We start from the raw sequence: 17,961 nt of genomic DNA on the forward strand, positions 1-17,961 counted from the left end.
GCGCGGGGGTGGACTGGCCCGAGGGCTGGGGCGGTGCCGCGCTGCTGACCGCCGTCACCCTGGCCGTGCTGCCGGCGGCGCGCCGGCTGCCCGGGCGCCCCCTGCTGTGCGCGGGGTGCGGTCTGCTGCTGGTGCTCGCGGTGCTGCGGCCGCCCCAGGTGACCCGGCTGGTCACCGGCTGGCCGCCGCCGCACTGGCGGATGGTGGTCTGCGACGTCGGACAGGGCGACGCCCTGGTCCTGAACGCCGGGGCCGGCGCCGCGGTGGTGGTCGACGCGGGCCCGGAGCCCGAACCGGTCGACCGGTGCCTGCGGACGCTGGGCGTCCGGCGGATCCCGCTGGTGGTGCTCACCCACTTCCACGCCGACCACGTGGCGGGCCTGCCGGGGGTGCTGCGCGGCCGCGCGGTGGGGGAGATCGCCGTCACCGGGCTTCCGGACCCCGCCGACCAGGCGGCCTTCGTGCACCGGACCGCCGCCCGGGCTGCGATCCCCGTCACACAGGCCGTCGCCGGACAGGAACGGCATACCGGGCGGCTGCGGTGGCGAGTAGTCTGGCCCGCGGCCGCCCCCCACCCCTCGGCGGCGGATTCCGGGGTGCTTACCCCGAACGACGCCAGCGTCACCCTGCTGGTGCGGACCGCCGGCCTGCGACTGCTGCTGCTCGGGGACCTGGAACCCCCGGCCCAGCGCGCTCTGGCCGCCTCGCCCCTCCTCGCCGGACCGGGCGGGGTGGACGTCCTCAAGGTCGCCCACCACGGTTTCTGAAAAGCCCATCAGTTGAACCGTTTTGCTGCCCCTTGCGTCCCTCCCGCAGCACACTGTGTTGCCCAACGATCAGGGGGCGGAATGGCTGCCAAGAAGAACCGGAAGATCTTGACCATCCAGTTGGAGATCGAGGTCAACGAGCGGGTGACTCGCTCTAGTCGGCTAGAGGAGACCTACGCGGAGGTCATTCGCAGCGCGGCTGCGGCTGCTCAGGAGTGCATGCCCGAGGACAGCATTGAGCAGATCACCACCAAGGCCAAGTGGGAGTACCGTCACTGGGACCCGGACCCGATCACCTTCCCGGGAGGGATCGTGGACGACGGGGACCTCGACGACGAGATTGAGATTGAGTGGGAGGAAGACGAGTAGCCGCCCAGCGTCGCACTCGCCTGCCTGGCGGGGCTCGCGGAGCCGGGGGGAACCCAGGCCAACACCAGACTATCCAGGGACCGCAGGAACCCTGTAGGACTGCCGGATCTCTGGGCTAGGTCGACGACCTCCTCCAGAAACCGGTAGGCATCTTCGTCCTTCAGTGACCCGAGCCACCGGAACGTACTGCTCTGCACTGCTCTACTCCTCGTGAAGTACTGCTCGCCATCGACAGAGGCCCCCGGGCGGGCCGGTGACCCGACCGGGGGCTCTGCGAGGGATCGGCCTGTCCTGCTGCCGTCGGCCGTTCCCGCCCCGCCTCCGCTCCTGCCGTGACGCCCCATCCGCGTCCCGGCACCCTGTACGAGGCGGGGGTCTGCTCAGCCGTACCGTCGCCGTGCTCGGGCCAAAGGGCTGTCGCGCTGATAGGTCTGGTGGGGCGGTGCCTTGCAGGCCCGCCGGTGACGCAGGACGTCCGGCACTGCACCGGAGGCAGAGTCGACCGGGTAGCGGTCGAAGGGCTCCGCGGGCCCGATGGGCTGGCCGCAGTGGTCACAGAACATGCTCGTGCCCTCCCGACCTGCTCCGGGTGGCGCGGCTCAGTGCCCTCCGCAAGCCGGCTCCGGTCTCGCATTCACCCGGCGTCGGCGTAACGCAGGTGGAGCACGGGGGGTGCTGCTTCTCCTTGTCGCCCCAGCAGTGCTCCAGTAGGGCCTCGTAGGCGTCCTTCTCGGTGACTGACCACGGAATGGTTCTGGGCTGGCGGGCCTCAGAGTTGGACATGCCGATGCCTCCCCATAGGCGTCGGTCATCCTCCGAACCGTCCTGGCCTCGGAGGATTCCTGTAGCGGTGCCTGCACACGGTACCGCAGCTTGGCACTACTTGGTACGTCTTAGGGCGTCCTCAAACGGGCTATCAAGATCTATCTCAATTCGAGATGTGTTCATACGGTCAAGGGCATGATCGATCTCGACCGGGAATCCATGACGCCGATGTACGTCCAGCTCGCCGACGTGCTGCGCGAGCGGATCCGGTCCGGCCAGATCCCGATGGGTCGACGCCTCCCCAGTCAGGCCGAGCTGGAGGTCGAGACGGGCGGGACGGTCTCGCGCAGGACGATCAAGTCCGCGCTGGAGGCCCTCGCCGAGGAAGGGCTGGTCAGGGGAGTGCAGGGGAAGGGCGTGTTCGTGATCGCCCTGCCCGAGGACAAGCCGGCCGACTGACTCCAGGCATGGAAGTGCGCCCCCGCTCTCCTGCACCAGGGGAGAGCGGGGGCGCTTCGCAGAACCCGCCAGGGATCTGTCTCGCAAGGAGTTGGCACGACTCTAAGGGCATCTCGGGACTCTCCGGTAATTCTCCCGGAAAGCAGGACAAGCCCCCACCCTCCCGTGTTAACGGGTGAGGTGGGGGCTTGCGCTTCGGTGGATCAATCGCCAGAGAGACCAAGGAAGCGGACTCAGAGTAGCTGATCCAACACGCAGCGCTCGGCGGGGTGGGTCAGGTTGAGATGGTGAACAGGCCCGTCCTGGAGGCCAGCTTCCGCAGGCTCGACTCCCCGGGGATCCCGTCAGCGTCCTTCCCGGAGTAGCCCAGGGACCGCTGGTAGCGGGCGTAGGCGGAGACCGTGAGTGAGCCGAAGGACCCGTCCTTGGCGTACTCGGGGGACAGGAAGTCGAGCTTGTCCAGAGCGGCCTCGACCGGCTTCACGTCAGCCGGGTGGGAGCCCTTGCCCTGCGGGAGCGCGGGGTCCTTACGAGCCGCCTCGACGAGACGCCGCAGGGATACCACCGGCTTGGCCTTGCCCGGCTGGGCGGGCTTCTCCGGGGCGGCTTCGGGCTCCTCCTCAGGACGCGGAGCGCCCTTCTGCGCCCACGCATACAGCGGGCCACCGGGGCAGGCGGTCGCGTAGCCGTCCCGGTGCCCCTTGATCTCGTTGCCCGCACCGTGCTTCCGCAGCAGCTCGATGCCGTCGCGGATCGCGTGGAGCATGGCGTCGGTGGGCTCGGTCAGGCCGGAGGAGCCGATCAGCGCCACGATCGCGTAGTGCGCCTGGTTCAGAGCCTGGTTGCCGTTGGCGCCGGTGCGCTTGCCCAGACCCCGGCCCTCCAGCAGGTAACCGTGGGGGCAGGCCGCGTAGTTGTAGGCCACGTCGGAGTAGTTCTCCGCCTTGTTGGCGAGGTGGGACTTGCGGATGGCCTTCCACTCGGCGATGCAAGCGTTGTGGTCCGTGAGGAGCCGCGTGGAGACCGCGGATCCCTCGTAGTGGACCTTCACGCCCTTGGTCTTCGCCTGGGCGGGTGCGGCCGATGCGGGCCATCCGAGCTGGGATCTGGTGACGAGCTTCATGGGCGGGTTCCTTCAGGGGTCTGCTAGTACGACGAAGCCCTCCGGGCCGAAGCCGGGAGGGCGGGGGAGAGGTGCTCTGAGGGCGCTCAGGTGCGCTGGGGGTTGGCCCGGAGATACCTGGCGTAAGAGACGAGCCGCACCAGCAGAAGGGCGTCTACGGCCGCCAGGAAGCCCACCGAGACCGCGAGGTCCCACCAGGCCCTGCCGCCCGGGTCGGCCCCGTGGACGACCAGGAGGATGAGGGAGCGCAGGTACACCAGGGCGACCAGGAGAACCCACCAGGAGCTGTTGATCTCGACGACCCGGAAGAACCTCCGGGGCCGGTGCAGGACCAGGAAAGTGCCCGCGCAGGCGAGGCCCGTGAACAGGAGAGTGAAGAGGACGAGTTCGTACAGCACGGGTGCCTCCTTGCTTCAGCGTGTCAGCCGTCGCTGAGCCGGCCGAGGACGATGCCCTCGATGAAGTCCGAGTAGGCGTTGGCGCGGTTGTGCGCCTTGAGCTGCTCCTTCACCCGACGGCTCTCGGTCAGCCGGGCTTCCGCTTGGGCGAGTCCGGCCCTGGCCTCCCGGAGGGACTGAGCAGCGGCCTCCATGGCGCACTCCGACTCGGGAGAGGGCTGGTGCTGGCGTCGGGGGAAGGGCCACATGTCATGCGCTCCTGGCGTTGTCCGTGCGGTGACCGAGCTTGTCGAGGAGCTGCACGATCGCCCGGCCCTGCTCGGTAGCTGCATCCGCGCTGGCCTGGGCGGCGGCGAGCTGCTGCCTCGTCACCTCGTGTGCCTCGCGCTCACGCTCGTATGCCGTGCGCCAGTTGTCCCTGTCGGACGTCAGGGCGGTCATGACGTACTTCGGGACCAGGATGCCCCAGATCAGGAGCACGACGATCGCGCCCACGATGCCGTACTGAGCGAAGGGCGTGAGCATCTTGGCGACATCGGATGGAGCATCGGCCTGGTCTGCTACGGCCAGGACTCTGATCCATGCGTCGGATACCACTGAGGGACCTCCTTGGGGGAGATGGCGCAGGAGGGTCCGGCGCGGTTCTGGACATGCGAAAGCCCCAGCGGAGATGCCGGGGCCTTCGACGGGTTGCAGGTCACTCGTTGCGGTCTGGATTGACCGCCTCGATGGGCGGGTTCTCTGAAGCGCCAAGCGCGAGATCGGCAAGCAGCAGGAGTTCCTCGGGGTCAAGCCCGGAAGCGCCTATCTCCTCCCGGCCGGTCAACCGCAAGTTGCACCACAAGCAGCGGAAGGACTCAAGGGTCAGAGCGGCAGTCGTGGGGATAGCCGTCGGGTCTGACGAGATCATGACTTTCGCTGATCCCTGGCAGGCCGGGCAGCCGGTGGTGCCGACCAGGGTCACAACGCCTGGGGGCATGACGGAACCGTCAGGCGTGTGGAAGAAGAAGACGAAGCTGGATCCGCTGCCGAGCGCCTTCACCTTTGACCGCGCGAACGGCGGTAGTCCCTGGAACCTACCTTCCAAGAGTTGCCGAGCCTGGTTGACCCGAATCTCGACATCTCGCTGGGTTTCGCTGCGTCGTTTGTCGACTGCCACCTTGACGGTCTCGTGCCAGTCCCCCCAGAACCTCTCCACGGACTCCCCCAGATGATCAAGGAGCGTGGAGAGCGCCTCTGCCATGAAGGGCAGCAGTGACTTCGCCTCGTCGCCAACACTCGCGTGCGCGGTGCCGTTGCGCAGTTCGATCAACTCGTCGAGCTTTTCGCTGCTCCCGAGAACTTGAAGCCTCCGCAGTCGCTTGATGGCCTCGGCGGCACCCACTGTGAAGACCTTCTTGGGCTTCTCCATGTGGCCGCCGAAGTACATCAGCAGGTCCGCGTTCACCTGCTTCGTGTCCAGCAGGTACACCGGGTTTTTGCAGACCAGCACCGCCTTGGCAAGCCGCTCCACGGCCACGCCGCCGAAGAGGGCGAAGTCGTCGTAGTCGCCCTCCGCGTGGTTCTTCATGGCTTTGTGGGCAGCTCGCTGCGCGCCCTTGAGGAAGCTCGCGAACGAGAGGGAGTCATCCATGTTGGGACGGTAGCGGGCTTCCGAACCGACGCGAAGGTCAATCGTCCTCCTCGCCTGCCGGACTCTCAAACCAGAGGAACTCTTCGGCTGGGGTCATGACCCGTTCACCACGCAGGTCCACGAGCGGCACTCGCTTGTTTAGCCCGGCTGCTGTGAGCAGTTCAGGCGTCCCGAGCCGAAGCCCGCACACTCGACAGGCGAACAGCCGAGGGACGGCCTCACCAGGTTTGTCTCGTTTGATCAGGACGGGCGGGCCCGTGACCAGGGCTCCGTAGTACCGACACGCGGGGCACTTGTGCGGCAGAAGCACTGACCGAGCATTCGTGTCGACCTCAGGGGTGCGTATCGAGCGACTCTCCTTGAACTCCGCCTCCATAGCAGAGGGGAGAAGCCGGATGCGCTCCCTAAGCCGGTAACGGGCTTGTTCGACCGCCTGCCGGACGAGCCGGGTCGCCCTTTCGGTGGCCTCGTCCATGGTTACCTTGACCGTGGGGTGATGGGGCCCCCAGTACCACCTTGCGCTGTGGTGAGGGAGGGCGGATAGGAGGACCGCTGTGGTCCTGACGAAGACAGTGAGGCCGTCGAAATACTGCGCGTTGGTGGGCACGAGGTGTGCCACACCGTTGCGTAGCTCGATGAGCTCATCTAGATCGGGATCGGGAGCCTGAGAAAGAATCCCGAGGCGCTTCAGCCGTTTGATCGCCTGCGCGGCTCCGATGGTGCGGATCCTTGTGGGCTGCTCCACGCCGGCGAACTGAAATAGGGCGTCCTCGTTACCCTTCATCTCCATCAAGAAGAAGGCGTTCTGTTTGCCCAGTACAGCCTTCGCCAGTCGCTCAATGCTGACGCCCGCGTGAAGAAGGAAGACCTCCTCATCGTTCTTCGCATGGGCGTCCATCGCAGAGTGCGCGAACCTCCTCGCTCCAGGGAGCAGGTCTGCGAAAGCCATGTTGATGTCCACATCGGGACGCTAGCGGCCCTCACGCTGTCAGGGCGACCGATATAGGAACCTCGTCCCGGCAGTCAGGCGGTGACGACGTACCCGTAGGCCAACAGCCCGGTGCCAGAGGGGGCGGTCGCGGTGTACGCGCCGCTCGTGACGGTCGGCGGTGACGTGAGCCCGGTGTTCGCGCCGCCGAACGACGGGGCGACCGAGGCGAGCGCCGCGTGCACGTTGCCCTCGCCGAGCAGGGACGGTGGGGTCGCCGCGGCCACCAGGACGCCCAGGAAGTACAGACCCTCGTAGGTGGTCCGGTAGGACGTCGTTGACCCGGCGGTGGTCTGCGCCACGTTGAGCTGCTTGACGGTGTTCGCCGCCCAACTCGCAGTGGTGGCGTCCACCGTCCGGGCGACCGCAACGCGGTCCCGGTTGAACAGGGCGAACCACTGGTTGGTCGGGGACGCCGCAGCCGTGCCGCCCGAGACGAAACCGATCGCGGTGATGGTGACACCCTTGGGCAGCCAGATCGGCACCAGAGTGAGCTGGCCCGAGGTGATCGTGCCGGAGGTGCTGCAGCGGAGCCGGGACGTCGTCTCGTACCGGCTGGCCGGGCTGATGGCGTCCTCGACGCCTCCGTGGCCCGACTGGAACGGGGTCGTCACCGGGCCGGTCGTACCGTCCTGGAGGGGGCCCGAGGTGCCGTCCAGCTCGTTGCCCCACCGGCGGACGTTCGTGCAGGTGTTGGTGATGGACAGGCCGTAGGCGATCTCGTTGCCGGAGCCGTTGAGGCGTACCGAGTTGCCCGCGATGGTGATGCCGTCGGTGCCGGTCGACACGCGGATGCCGTAGTTGCCCGACGACCCCCGCGAGGCGCTCTTCACCATGTTGTCCAGGACCTGGATGTCGCTCCCGGCCAGGACGTGGATGCCGTTCACGCCGGCGTCCCGCACCGTGTTGCCCGTGATCAGCATGCCGGTGCAGGTGTCGGCTGTGATGCCGGACCCGCCCGAGGCGTAGACCCGGTTCCCGGAGACGACGCAGCCGTCCACGTTGTCCTGGGAGATGCCGGTGTTGGCCGCACCGCGGACGACGTTGCCGGTCACCGAGACCTGCTGGGCGTGGATCAGCCGCACGCCGTTCTCAGCGCCGCCGATTCCGTCGATGACGTTGCCCGCGATCGTGACGTCCAGGACCTTGCCGGTGTCCACACCGTCCAGGGTGACCGCCTCGTCGTGTCCGGTGAGGTCACGGAAGGTGTTGCCGGTGACGGTGAAGTTGCGGACCGCCTGCGACGCCCCGGTCTGCGTTCCGTCCGGCAGCTTGGTGTCGTTCGGGTCGCTGAGCACCGGCGGCTGGGCCCTGAACCCGCCGCCGCAGCCGGTGACGTTGTTGTTGGCGAAGACGACGTCCTGGTAGTTGTACGCCGTCATGGCGTACTGGGCGCAGCCCTCGAACGTGTTCCCCAGGACGCGGACGCGCTTGTGCCACTTGGTGATCGTGGCGGAGTGGGAGCCGATGCCGCGCGGCCAGGAGGTCGTGCCAGGCGTGCCGCTGGGACCGAAGTAGCAGCCGGAGATCAGCAGGTCCTCGCAGGCCGTGTGGTCGTACGGTCCGAAGGCCCCGAAGTACGCGCTTCCCTTGGCGAGGTCCGGCTGGATGGCCTCGGAGAACTCACGGCCTCCGGGGTCGCGGAAGCCCTTGAAGGAGCAGTCGATGATCCGGACGTCCTTGCACGCGTTGATCTCGATGGCGTGGTAGCCGGAGACGTCGCGGATCTCCACGTCGCGGATCGTGACGCGGGTGGCGTGACCGAGAGAGATGCACATGCGGGAGGCGGTCAGGCCGACGGCCGCACCGCGCATGTCCCAGACGCCGCCCTCGATGGTGAGATCGCCGTGCCCGGTGTAGCCGGGGTAGTTCTGGTCGGCGTCGCCGTTGGTGATGAGCGTGGCGTCGGCGGCCCGCACGAACTTCGCGCCCTCCATCAGACGCAGGTGCGTTCCCCGGTAGATCCGCAGGGGCAGCGTCGCGAGCCGGTACGTGCCCGGGGGCACCAGCACCTCGCCGCCGGGCGTGGCCGCGTTCAGCGCCTCCTGGACGGCCGGGGCGTCGTCGGCCACACCGTCGCCCTGAGCGCCGTAGGAGTGGACGTTGATGGAGGCGGAGCCCGCGAGGATCCCGTCGCCCACGACGAGCTTCCCGACGGACAGTTCGTCGATCGCGGCACCGTCGGTCACCTGGAGCCCACTGACAGCCGCTCCGCCGGTGAGGGAGACGTGCCCGGAGACGGTGCCGCCCTCCGAGCGGGAGAGGGCTCCGGCGGCCTGTGAGACCGCCTGCTGGGCCAGTTCACGAGCCGCCTGGTACCAGCGGACCTCGCTGGTGGTGCCGTTGTACGCGTACTCGATGGCAGTCACGTCGGACAGCTTGAACGGCCGGATGGCCCCCGGCTGGTCCGAGCCGGCCGGGTTGGAGCGGAGTTCGGCTATCGGCGTGAGGCCGTCCTCCTCGAACAGGGCGGTGACGATCTCGTCCGTGCCCGCCCGGTAGATCCTGAGCAGGTAGTCCGGGACCACGTTGCCCGCTTGGTCGGTGAGCACGTCGGCCGAGGTGCCGCCGTAGGTGTAGAGCATCCGGGTCCCCCTCAGTCGATCCAGTAGCTGAAGTCGATGCCCACCCAGTCGGTCCCGCTGCCGTCCTGCGAGTACCACATGAGCGCACCGTTGGTGGCGCCGTTGACGTTGGAGCCTTGGCCCAAGACCTCGATCCGGCCGAGGCCGACGACGGGGTCTCCCGTGATCGTGGAGCCACCGGCCCCGCGTGCCGTGTGCTGGGGCCAGCAGTCCGCGGGGACGTCGCCGAGCTTCGTCGTGCTGACGATCGCGCTGCCGTCCGACTTGGTGATCGTGCCTCGGACGTGCACCCGCTTGCCGATCCTGCGGACAGCCGCGTTGCCGGACTGGAAGCCGGACGCGAGGGCGACGGGACGCCAGTCCGGGTCCGGCTCGTACACGGTCGCCCAGGTGCTGCTGCTGGCCGAGGTCTTGATCCACAGGGAGCCGTTGTTGGCGGTCACCACCGTGTGCAGCGGAGCCGTCGCGAACTGGGCGTCCCGGGCGGCCCGGTCGGTGACGTGGTGCACGAGGTGCGGGTCGATGGCCAGGCCGAGAGCGGCGAGTGCACCAGGCCCGGTCGGTGCGTCACCGCCGCCGGGGACCGGGAGTTGCGCGAAGCCGACGGATGCCATGAGGCCCCCTAACTGAAGGTGATGGTGATCGAGCCACCGGTGATGCCGAGGTAGTCGGTGCTGCCGCTGGCGTAGATGGCCAGGCCCCTGGCGGATCCCGATGCGAGGGCGTTGCGCCAGGAGGTGGGCAGCTTTGCCGTGCCCGTGGCCCCGGCGCTGAGGGACAGCAGGTCCTCCGGGCCGTCGTCGAGGTCGAGCTGACCGGACGGTGCGGAGGCGTGATCGTGGAGATAGAAGTGCACCGGCCGTTTGGCGTTGACGCCCGAGCCGGCTCGCCGGGTGACGTGCACTGTCATGGCTGCGACGGTCTTCCCGGCGCAGGCATCGACGATTCTGCTGCCGTAGAAGAACGCGCCTCTGCGGTTGCCGCCACCGGTCCAGTCGCCCTGCATCGGATAGTCCGCGTATGAGTCGGGCCGCCCGTTGCGCCAGGATCCCGAGTCGGTGGGGGTCACGGTCACCGACTTCGGGGCCCGGGTCGGGGGAGCGTCCGGCGGGGCTTCGGAGAGGGAACTGACCTGGCCGTACAGCTCGACCTTGCCCTCGGCCGTCTTCCGCATGAACAGCGTGGCGGGCCCCTGCCACCCGCTGCCGGAGGGGGGAGCGGTTCCCCAGGTGGCAGCGCGGATCACCTGCTCGTCGAGTGCGACCTCCGTCGCGACCTCGCGGGTCAGGGCCTCGTCGTTCGCCCCGGGGTCGGGCCCGAGCCGCCACATGACGACAGGGCTGGCCCCCGGCCGAAGCGCCACCCAGTCGCCCGCCCTTCGATGGCGGTAGGCGTCGGCACACGGGACGTCCATCAGCAGGGCCCCACCGTGGTCGAGGTTGACGCCCGTCTCCGTGACGTCGATGACCTGGGCGCTGACCGTCCCTCCTGCCGCGGTGCCCTTCCTCGCCGAGGCGAGGTCCTCGCCCAGAGCGCGTGCCGCGTCGCTGTTCACGTCACCCTCCGCGTGGTCGTCCTGGTCGTGCACGACATGGATGCGCCGCCGAGGGTGTAGGAGAGGGAGTCGAGGATGTGCCGCTGCCACTCTCCGGGCCGCACCTCGACCTCGATGACGTCACCGGGCTCCAGGGCCGGATGGCACACGGCGGTGAACGAGAGGCTGGTCTGTACGCCGAGGCTGTCGGCAAGCTTGGCGCGTCCGACGGTGCTCGCCTGCGTGGCCGTGGTGATGAGCGGAGACGTGTACCGCTCCACCCGCAGCCGGACCCACGGAAGGTCTAGCCGCTGCGGCGCGAGAGGGTCTTCCACGGGGTCGGGCCCCGCGTACGTCAGGCTGTTGGGGTCGTCGTCCCAGACGAAGACGGGCCCGACCGTGGGCTTGCCCTCGCCGCCGTCGCCGGAGACCGCCCAGCAGTTCACAAGGCCCTCGGCGCTCTGTGTCTCGGTAGGCCGGATGAGTGCGACTCCGTACGGCACCCGCCACGCGACCGGGTCGGACAGCGTGGGGACCGGCGCCATCGTCGGGATCCCACGGGCGTCGCAGAAGAACTCGCCGCCCAGAGCAGAGGCGATCCCCGTGTTGGCCCCGCTGTTGTCGGTTCCGTTACTGAGGGCCGCCCACCGGTCCCCGTCCACAACGACCTTCGGCACAGGTGTGCCGGGATCTACACCGGCCCGCCAGGAGACCACACGGCCGGGCAGCGCCTCGGCGACGAGCGGCTCCGCCAGGGCCTCCGCCGTGTCAGGACCGATGGTCCTCATCGTCGGGAACTTCGCGCTCCTGACGGCGTCTTCGAGACCGAGCAGTTGCACGCTGGCCCCCAGCCGGCTGCGGCTGACGACGTCCACGACGTAGATCCCGGCCGGGACCCACACCGGGTCCATGCGGGACCCAGCAATGCCCTGGAACAGCCGTACCTGGGTGGCGACGCTGTTGATCCCGCTGCGGCCCAGAGGGACGCCCAGGAGGTCGGCAGAGGCGCTGTAACGGCACTCCGCGGAACGGCTGGCCTGCACCTGGGCAGAGGCGATCTCGACGGGCGTCCAGGTCCTCCCGCCGTCGTTGGACCACTCCGCCTTGGAGGGGCGCTGTGCCGGGGCCAGGACGGCCCTGTGGACCGCCTCGGGCACGGGCAGCATGTCAGCTGACTCCGTTCGTGCTGAGGGACACCCACGACGAGTAGGAGGCGGCGACCTCGTCCCAGGTGGTGAACTGCGCGGGCACCTCGTCCCAGGACCAGGACGGCAGCCGCATCGGCTGGTCCGCCGTGTCCGGGCGAGCGACCTGCACCAGCGACGCCGTGTACAGACGCGGGCCGGTGGGGGTGGCGGGCATGACCTGCGCCGGATTGGCGAAGAGGACGTACTGGTCTCGCCGCTGGTTGGCCGGATCGGTCTGGATCATCCGTACCCCCGGCGTGGTCAGCAGCTCTTCGAGGACGGCGACCTGAGCGCCCTCGGCGTAGATCTCGATTTCGCTGGCCGCAGCGGTGTACACGTCCTGCGAGACCACTGGGAACGGAGATCCGTCCATGGCGACCTGCTCGATGCGGGACTCCCACCTGAGCGAAGGCCAGGACGTCACCATGACCCGGGCCGACAGCGCCGGGTTGTCGATCGACTTGATCCACACGTCAGCCGGCTTGCCGGGAGCGGGCACCGTGATGGCCAAGCTTGTCGGCTGGCCCGGTGTGCCGTCTGCGTACACGGGGGTCGCCGTATAGGTGACGGCGACACCGAGGGGTGCCTCGTGGTCGTAGGCCGCACCGACGCCCTCTACCGCCCAGGCCGGGTCGCCGCTGCGGACTGTGACGGGTGCCGATGCGCTCGGGTCCTGCCGGGTGATGCGAACCTTCAGCACCTGCTCGACGTTCGGCAACGCCGTCACACGCACCGAGGGGGAGGCGTTGGGGTTGCCCTCCCAGACGCCGTGGGGCTGCGAGCCGTCGATGTACTCGGACGGGGCGGAGACGCCCGTCTCGACCATCATGCCGTCGGCCTTCCACACCGTGCCGACGGGCGACGTGAACGCGACAGCGATCCGGTCGACGACCTTGCCCGGGGGCACCGTGTAGGAGACCGTCATCCGCGACCACTGGCCCACGGCCGGAGTGCCCGCCGTGACGACGTTGTGCGTCGTCGAGGCATCCCGGAAGGCGAAGAACGCGGTCGTCCCGCCCGGGGGCACCTTGACGTATGCCGACACCCGGATCACCGTCCCGGCGGGTATCGCCTCGCAGAGGTACTGCGAGCCCGAGGTCGCTGCGGTCGAGGTGATCTGCATGCACGCGCTGCCGAACCGGCTGTCCGTGGTGATGCGCTCCCTCGTCGCGCCCGCGTAGGTAAGCGTGTTGGTCAGGTCGACCTCGACGCCCGGGTTGTAGGCCAGGTTTCGCGCGCTCGGCGGGGTGGCCCCGTTGTACGACAGGGACACCCCCGCCCATACGTCGTCGACTCGTGCCGCGAGCCACCCCTCGGGAGAGGTCACCCGCTCCGGCGGAACGACCGGCGGGGCGGACGTATCCACGATCATCGGCATGCGTCTCTCCTCGTCACTTCACGCCCGCGCGGGCCCGCAGTCGTGCACGCTGGATGGCTCCCTCGGCAGCGCCGTCGGCGACCTCCTCGACGTATGCGTCGAACTCCCGGTCGCGGACCACGAGCCGAAGTCGCTGCCCGCCGTTCAGCCGGCTGCTGTCGACCTGGGCCGCCACGGGGATTGGGTGCTCCGAGACGGTGGGCCTTGGCATGGAGGCCGCACTGCCGTACCTGGCGGTGGCCAGATCGGCCTTGACGGCTTCCTGAGTCAGCCGGCCCTCGTTGATTGCGTCCATCAGGGTGAGCCCGTACTTGCGAACGGACGCGGCACGGATCACGAACTCGCCGTTGGACAACCACGTCGGGATGGAGTCCGATGTGCCCGTCCCAGCTCCGAACACGGCCCCGCCGTACGGGAACGCCTGCACCCGTCCACCGGCCGCCATACGGCCCACTGGGCCGCCGTCTGCCGACTTGTTGACCGTGCGGCGGACAGCCGTGATGGTGACCGTCCGGTTCTGCAAGGAGGCGAGCAGACGACGCGCATCCGCGACCTGCTTCGAAAGCTGGTTGATGTCGGCCCGGACCTGCGCCTTTCGGGAGTCCGGTACCGACTTCAGTTGCTTCTTGCTGCTGTCGAGCTTGGCCTCCAGGTCGGCGATGTTGCCCTTCACCCGTGAGGTCTTACTGCCGGGCAACGACTCCAGTTGGCCCTTGCCATCCTTGATCTTGCGCTTCAGGTCCTCGATGCGGGCCTTCAGCTCGATCCGCTTCTCCCGGGGCAGGTTCTTGTCGGAGAGCTGCTCCTTGGCCACCTGGAGCTGTCGTTCCCAACTGGAGATGTTGAGCTTGAGTTCGCCCATGTCCAGCCGAGGACCGACAGTGTCGGCGAACTGCTGGGCCTTGGTCTCGGCATCCCCCAGGCCGTCGATGAAGGTGTTCTTGAACCCATCGAACTCGGTGTTGGCGTCCCTGAACTTCTTGCCGATGCCCGGGATCCAGCCGAACGCCGCAGCCGCCCCGGAGACGATGCCGTCGATGGCGGTGAGTACACCGGTCGCCATCATGCGGAAGCCGCCGACGATCTCCGGCAGGAACTGCACCGCGGCGTCGACCATGCCGATGATCGCAACGCCCATCTGCCGGGCGGCCTCCATGAGGTCGAGGCGGTTGTCCTCGATCCACCCCGAGAGGCGCTGGAGGGGACCTCGGGCCTTCTCCACCTCGTCACCGATGGGGGCGAAGGCCCCCAGGACGGCGAGGCCCACGTCCTTCAGCACGGGGCCGACGATCCCGGCCCACTGGTTGACCGACTTCAGCCCGAACGCGAGGTCCTTCAGGAGCGGCTGGGCCAGACGGAGCCCGGCCGAGAACATGTCCAGCCCCGTGGTCCAGACGCTGCCCATCAGGCCGAACGCTTCTTTGAAGACTGGACCGAAGATGTCCGCCACAGTGCCCGAGAAACGCCCCAGGGCGGGCAGCAGTCGGTTGATCAGGCCGAAGAAGCCGTCGAGGAACTGCGAGGACCCCTGAATCCCCTGCTTCAGCCCTTCGAACATGCCGGGCAGGCCGAGGCCGTCGCCCCCGAGCAGGTCCCGCAGGCCGCCAGAGAGCGCCTTCAGGGTCGGCCCCGAGGCGGCTCCGAAGTCCAGGAAGGAGCGGCCCAGTCCTCCGAGACCGCCAGCGAGGTCACGGACGAAGCCGTTGCCCAGCTTGAGGACCCGGGTGAAGTCCTTCTGGAAGCCGGAGTCCTTCATCAGCCGGCGAACCCCGTCGGCGACGTTGGCGAAGCCCTCGGCCGTGTCGACCATCGCGTCACCGAGGATCGCGACGACGGGCCCGGCCGCCTTCACCGCCTTGGTGAATGCGGGCAGCATGGCCTTCTGGACCTCGCGCCCGATCGGGGCGAACTCCTTCTTCAGGCCGACGAGCGCCTTGGTGAACGCACGCTGCTCGGGGCCGAGCTGCTTGAGGGCTTCCTCGTACTTCTCCTGGTCCTTGCCCGCCTGCTCCAGCGCTTCACCGACGCCGTTGAAGGCGACGGTCATGGTGCCCGCGCCCAGAGCCGCTCCGGCCATCATCGGCACTACGGCACCGAGGGCCGGGAGCACGGACAGACCGGCAGCGGCGCCCACGGCCATGAGGGCCGCCTGGAGCCCTCCTCCGCCCCCGGCGGACCCGAGAGCCCCGGTGGCCTGGGACGCGGACTCAGTGACACCCGTGGCGGCCCTGGAGAAGTCCTGAAGACCGCCGGTGGCGTTGTCCGCCTCCACGTTGACCCGCAGGGTGCGGTCCTGCGTCAGATTGGCGATCCGGGCCCGGTACAGCGCTAGGGCCTCCGTGCCGATCTCCGGGGGGACGGGCAGGACGACAGGACGGGTGAGGTTGGCGATCCGGGCCCGGAACTCCGCCAGAGACGTGCGGTCGACGGAGAGGCCGACCTGCACCTCCGGCAGGTTCCGCAGCCCAGTGGAGACCTCGGTACGGACGGCTCTGGCGAACCCGCGGCCGACCTCCCGGCCCGAGCCGGCGGCCTGGGCCTCAGCTCGGTCCAGTGCCCGCTGGAGGCCGGTGTTGATGCCGGAGAAGTCCAGGGCCCGGGTCATCGCCCTGGAGACGGTCTCTCCCAGCTTGCGACCCAGACGGCTCATGGCAGGCGTCAGGGCGCGGTCCGCCATGGCGGCGAAGCCGGAGGTCTCCGGGACGATGGACGCCTCTACACGGCCCACGTTGGTGGCCATCGCCCCTCCGATTCACTTGTCGGGCGAGACCACGGCCTCACCGTCGGAAGGTCGGACGGCCAGCCGCAGGTGTTCCTCGCGGGCAGCCGCGAGCTTCTTCGCGTACTCGGGGTCCTGAGCTCCGGGCTTGGTTGCCTCGATGAACCTGCGGGCCTTCGTGGACCGCTCCAGTGCTGTCCGCTGCTCTTCCTCGATCTCCTCGGGGGAGCGCAGGTCGGGCAACGGCCAGGAGACGAAGTCGGGCGGCTTGCCCTGGAGGCGGTGCCCGACCCAGGAGACCTGGACCAGGTACTGCAAGTGGTCGTGGACTCCTCGCAGCAGGTAGTCCGTCTCGGTCCACCTGCGCAGGCCGTGGTCGCCCGCTGCGACGGCCTTGGTCATGGCGTCATGGGGGAGGGCCTGGACGAACTCCCACAACTCCAGCCACGTCATCGAGCCGTTGCCGGACTCGTTGCGGTGGAACTCGTTGAGGGACCGCCCGGGGAAGTACCGGGCGATGTCCGCCCTCAGCTCGGAGGGGTGCTCCTCGATCAGTCGGAGGAGCTGGTCCCTTCCCCCGAGCCCACACCGTCCTTCTGAAGCTCCTCGAAGATGTCCAGGAGGTCGCCGATCGTCGCGCCCAGCTCGAAGAGGCGGGCGGTCTTCTCCCGGCCGAGCAGGATCTCGGTCTGGGCCACCAGGTCGGTCTGGTCGTCCAGCGCCTTGATCTGCTTGTACTTGGCGACCGGGAGCCAGCTGAACGTCGGGAAGACGAAGCGCTCGTCCTCCACGACGATCTCCAGCTCCTTGATGCCCTCGGCCTCCAGCCGCTGGGCACGGAGGGTCTCCAGGTTGAGGCGCTTGCGGTTGCTGCTCACGGGGTGCTCCGGGTTCTCGCGGATCTGCGCGGGTCATGGCACCGGCCGGAGCGCAGACCCGCGAAGGTCGCTCCGGCCGGTGGACTGAGGACCTGGGTTCAGGCCGGGAGGGCGACCTGTCCGAACATGCGGGAGATGGCGCTGGTCCCGCCCGTGCCCGCCAGGGCGGTGAAGGTGATGTCGTAGGAGACCGTGGTGTCGGTCTTGTAGGTGACCTCGCCCCGGGCGGTGACTTCCGCGCGGGCGACGAGGAGCCGCCGCGGGTAGTCGCCGTCGACCACGTCCATGCCGAGCGCGTACGTCAGCGGCTGGCCGACCGGGGGCTCGGCGAAGGTCAGCGCCTGGGTGGCGCCCGTGCCAGAGCTGGTCATGTCGGCGGTGTCCACGCCGTAGAAGAGCCCGAGGGTGTGGGCGCTGGTCTGCTGGAGGATGACCTTGAAGGTGGTGGTGCGGTTGGTGACCTGGGTCCGCACCGGGCTGGTCTCGCCCCAGGCGCGGAACTCCTGGCGGTCCTCGTTGAGGGCCTCGGTCAGACCGTCCTCGGTCGCGTAGCCGAGGTCGATCCAGCCCGTTCCCCACGTGGCGTACGGGTCGGCGGGAGCGGTGGTGCCGACCGGCGCGAGATACACCGCACCCTGGACACCAACCCGCACCTGAGCGCTGTCAGCGGTCATGGAAGAGAAACTCCTTCGGAAGCCATCACGAAGATGGGCACTGCCAGCTCCGATCAGGGCTGGAGGGGCGGGCCGGCTGGCCCGGAGAGGGATCGCGGGTCAGGCGGGGCGGACGCGAATGCCCACCGTCAGGCCGATGCGCGTGACGTTGGTGTTCGGCTCCTCCGGACGCACCGCAGGGCCGGTCTCCTCCCAGGTGCGCAGGACGAACCCGCCGTCCCGGGAGGTGCCGTGCATCGCCTCGACGGCGGCTCGGACGGCAGCGACCGCATCGGTGGCGGCCACCCGGTTGGCGGCGAAGACGTCGAGAGAGATGCGAGCCTCGTCATGGAGGGCCCGTCCCTGGAAGGTCCTGGTGACCCGCACGCCGCCGATGCGGTTGACCCACACGAAGGGCAGCGCCTCCGTGAAGGCGTCGCCTCCCGGCCGGACGGTGGATGCCTCGAAGCCGGTGTCGAGCAGGTGGTGCACGACCATCGCCTCGATGTCGGGGAAGACCAGGGG

At 68.9% G+C, this 17,961-nt stretch carries 19 protein-coding genes; 3 read left to right on the plus strand and 16 right to left on the minus strand.

Annotated features, from left to right (window positions below):
- The 3 genes from ACOV8S_RS20395 to ACOV8S_RS20405 form a co-directional block, all read left to right on the plus strand.
- The coding region (locus ACOV8S_RS20395; protein WP_448319214.1) for a ComEC/Rec2 family competence protein at window positions 1–767 on the plus strand (767 nt) is incomplete at its 5' end.
- Window positions 768–848: 81 nt separating this feature from the next.
- Window positions 849–1,136, plus strand: a complete 288-nt coding sequence (locus ACOV8S_RS20400; RefSeq protein ID WP_448319215.1) for a hypothetical protein — start codon at window positions 849–851, stop codon at window positions 1,134–1,136.
- Window positions 1,137–2,096: 960 nt separating this feature from the next.
- Complete coding sequence (locus ACOV8S_RS20405; RefSeq protein ID WP_448319216.1) at window positions 2,097–2,360, plus strand: GntR family transcriptional regulator; 264 nt, start codon at window positions 2,097–2,099, stop codon at window positions 2,358–2,360.
- Between the two features lie 274 nt (window positions 2,361–2,634).
- Here ACOV8S_RS20405 and ACOV8S_RS20410 read toward each other — a convergent pair whose 3' ends face one another.
- The 16 genes from ACOV8S_RS20410 to ACOV8S_RS20485 all read right to left on the minus strand — a co-directional run.
- A complete protein-coding gene (locus ACOV8S_RS20410; protein WP_448319217.1) occupies window positions 2,635–3,483 on the minus strand; it encodes an N-acetylmuramoyl-L-alanine amidase in 849 nt (282 codons plus the stop codon).
- 86 nt (window positions 3,484–3,569) lie between these two features.
- Window positions 3,570–3,881, minus strand: a complete 312-nt coding sequence (locus ACOV8S_RS20415) for a hypothetical protein (RefSeq protein ID WP_448319218.1) — start codon at window positions 3,879–3,881, stop codon at window positions 3,570–3,572.
- A gap of 23 nt (window positions 3,882–3,904) precedes the next feature.
- Window positions 3,905–4,213: a DUF7620 family protein gene (locus ACOV8S_RS20420; protein ID WP_448319219.1), complete on the minus strand. Its 309-nt coding sequence runs from the start codon at window positions 4,211–4,213 to the stop codon at window positions 3,905–3,907.
- Window positions 4,131–4,478, minus strand: a complete 348-nt coding sequence (locus ACOV8S_RS20425) for a hypothetical protein (protein ID WP_448319486.1) — start codon at window positions 4,476–4,478, stop codon at window positions 4,131–4,133. The genes ACOV8S_RS20420 and ACOV8S_RS20425 overlap by 83 nt, the downstream gene beginning before the upstream one ends.
- Before the next feature lie 100 nt (window positions 4,479–4,578).
- Window positions 4,579–5,514: a hypothetical protein gene (locus ACOV8S_RS20430; protein ID WP_448319220.1), complete on the minus strand. Its 936-nt coding sequence runs from the start codon at window positions 5,512–5,514 to the stop codon at window positions 4,579–4,581.
- Window positions 5,515–5,551: 37 nt separating this feature from the next.
- Entirely contained in the window at window positions 5,552–6,475 is a 924-nt protein-coding gene (locus ACOV8S_RS20435; RefSeq protein ID WP_448319221.1) for a hypothetical protein, read from the minus strand.
- Between the two features lie 62 nt (window positions 6,476–6,537).
- The gene (locus ACOV8S_RS20440) at window positions 6,538–9,087 is read right to left on the minus strand and encodes a right-handed parallel beta-helix repeat-containing protein (protein ID WP_448319222.1); all 2,550 of its coding nucleotides are present in this window, start codon (window positions 9,085–9,087) and stop codon (window positions 6,538–6,540) included.
- A gap of 11 nt (window positions 9,088–9,098) precedes the next feature.
- The gene (locus tag ACOV8S_RS20445; protein WP_448319223.1) at window positions 9,099–9,701 is read right to left on the minus strand and encodes a hypothetical protein; all 603 of its coding nucleotides are present in this window, start codon (window positions 9,699–9,701) and stop codon (window positions 9,099–9,101) included.
- A gap of 8 nt (window positions 9,702–9,709) precedes the next feature.
- Window positions 9,710–10,675 carry a hypothetical protein gene (locus ACOV8S_RS20450; RefSeq protein ID WP_448319224.1) on the minus strand — a complete coding sequence of 322 codons (966 nt, stop codon included), beginning with the start codon at window positions 10,673–10,675 and terminating at the stop codon, window positions 9,710–9,712.
- Complete coding sequence (locus ACOV8S_RS20455) at window positions 10,639–11,787, minus strand: phage tail protein (RefSeq protein WP_448319225.1); 1,149 nt, start codon at window positions 11,785–11,787, stop codon at window positions 10,639–10,641. Before ACOV8S_RS20455 ends, ACOV8S_RS20450 begins: the two co-directional genes overlap by 37 nt.
- Window position 11,788: 1 nt before the next feature.
- Complete coding sequence (locus ACOV8S_RS20460; RefSeq protein WP_448319226.1) at window positions 11,789–13,186, minus strand: hypothetical protein; 1,398 nt, start codon at window positions 13,184–13,186, stop codon at window positions 11,789–11,791.
- Between the two features lie 13 nt (window positions 13,187–13,199).
- Window positions 13,200–15,926, minus strand: a complete 2,727-nt coding sequence (locus tag ACOV8S_RS20465) for a hypothetical protein (RefSeq protein WP_448319227.1) — start codon at window positions 15,924–15,926, stop codon at window positions 13,200–13,202.
- 12 nt (window positions 15,927–15,938) lie between these two features.
- Entirely contained in the window at window positions 15,939–16,358 is a 420-nt protein-coding gene (locus ACOV8S_RS20470) for a hypothetical protein (RefSeq protein WP_448319228.1), read from the minus strand.
- 98 nt (window positions 16,359–16,456) lie between these two features.
- Entirely contained in the window at window positions 16,457–16,783 is a 327-nt protein-coding gene (locus tag ACOV8S_RS20475) for a hypothetical protein (protein WP_448319229.1), read from the minus strand.
- A 98-nt stretch (window positions 16,784–16,881) separates the two neighbouring features.
- Window positions 16,882–17,457: a phage tail tube protein gene (locus ACOV8S_RS20480; protein WP_448319230.1), complete on the minus strand. Its 576-nt coding sequence runs from the start codon at window positions 17,455–17,457 to the stop codon at window positions 16,882–16,884.
- A gap of 99 nt (window positions 17,458–17,556) precedes the next feature.
- The coding region (locus ACOV8S_RS20485) for a hypothetical protein (RefSeq protein ID WP_448319231.1) at window positions 17,557–17,961 on the minus strand (405 nt) is incomplete at its 5' end.

Source organism: Streptomyces sp. CO7 (assembly GCF_053474865.1).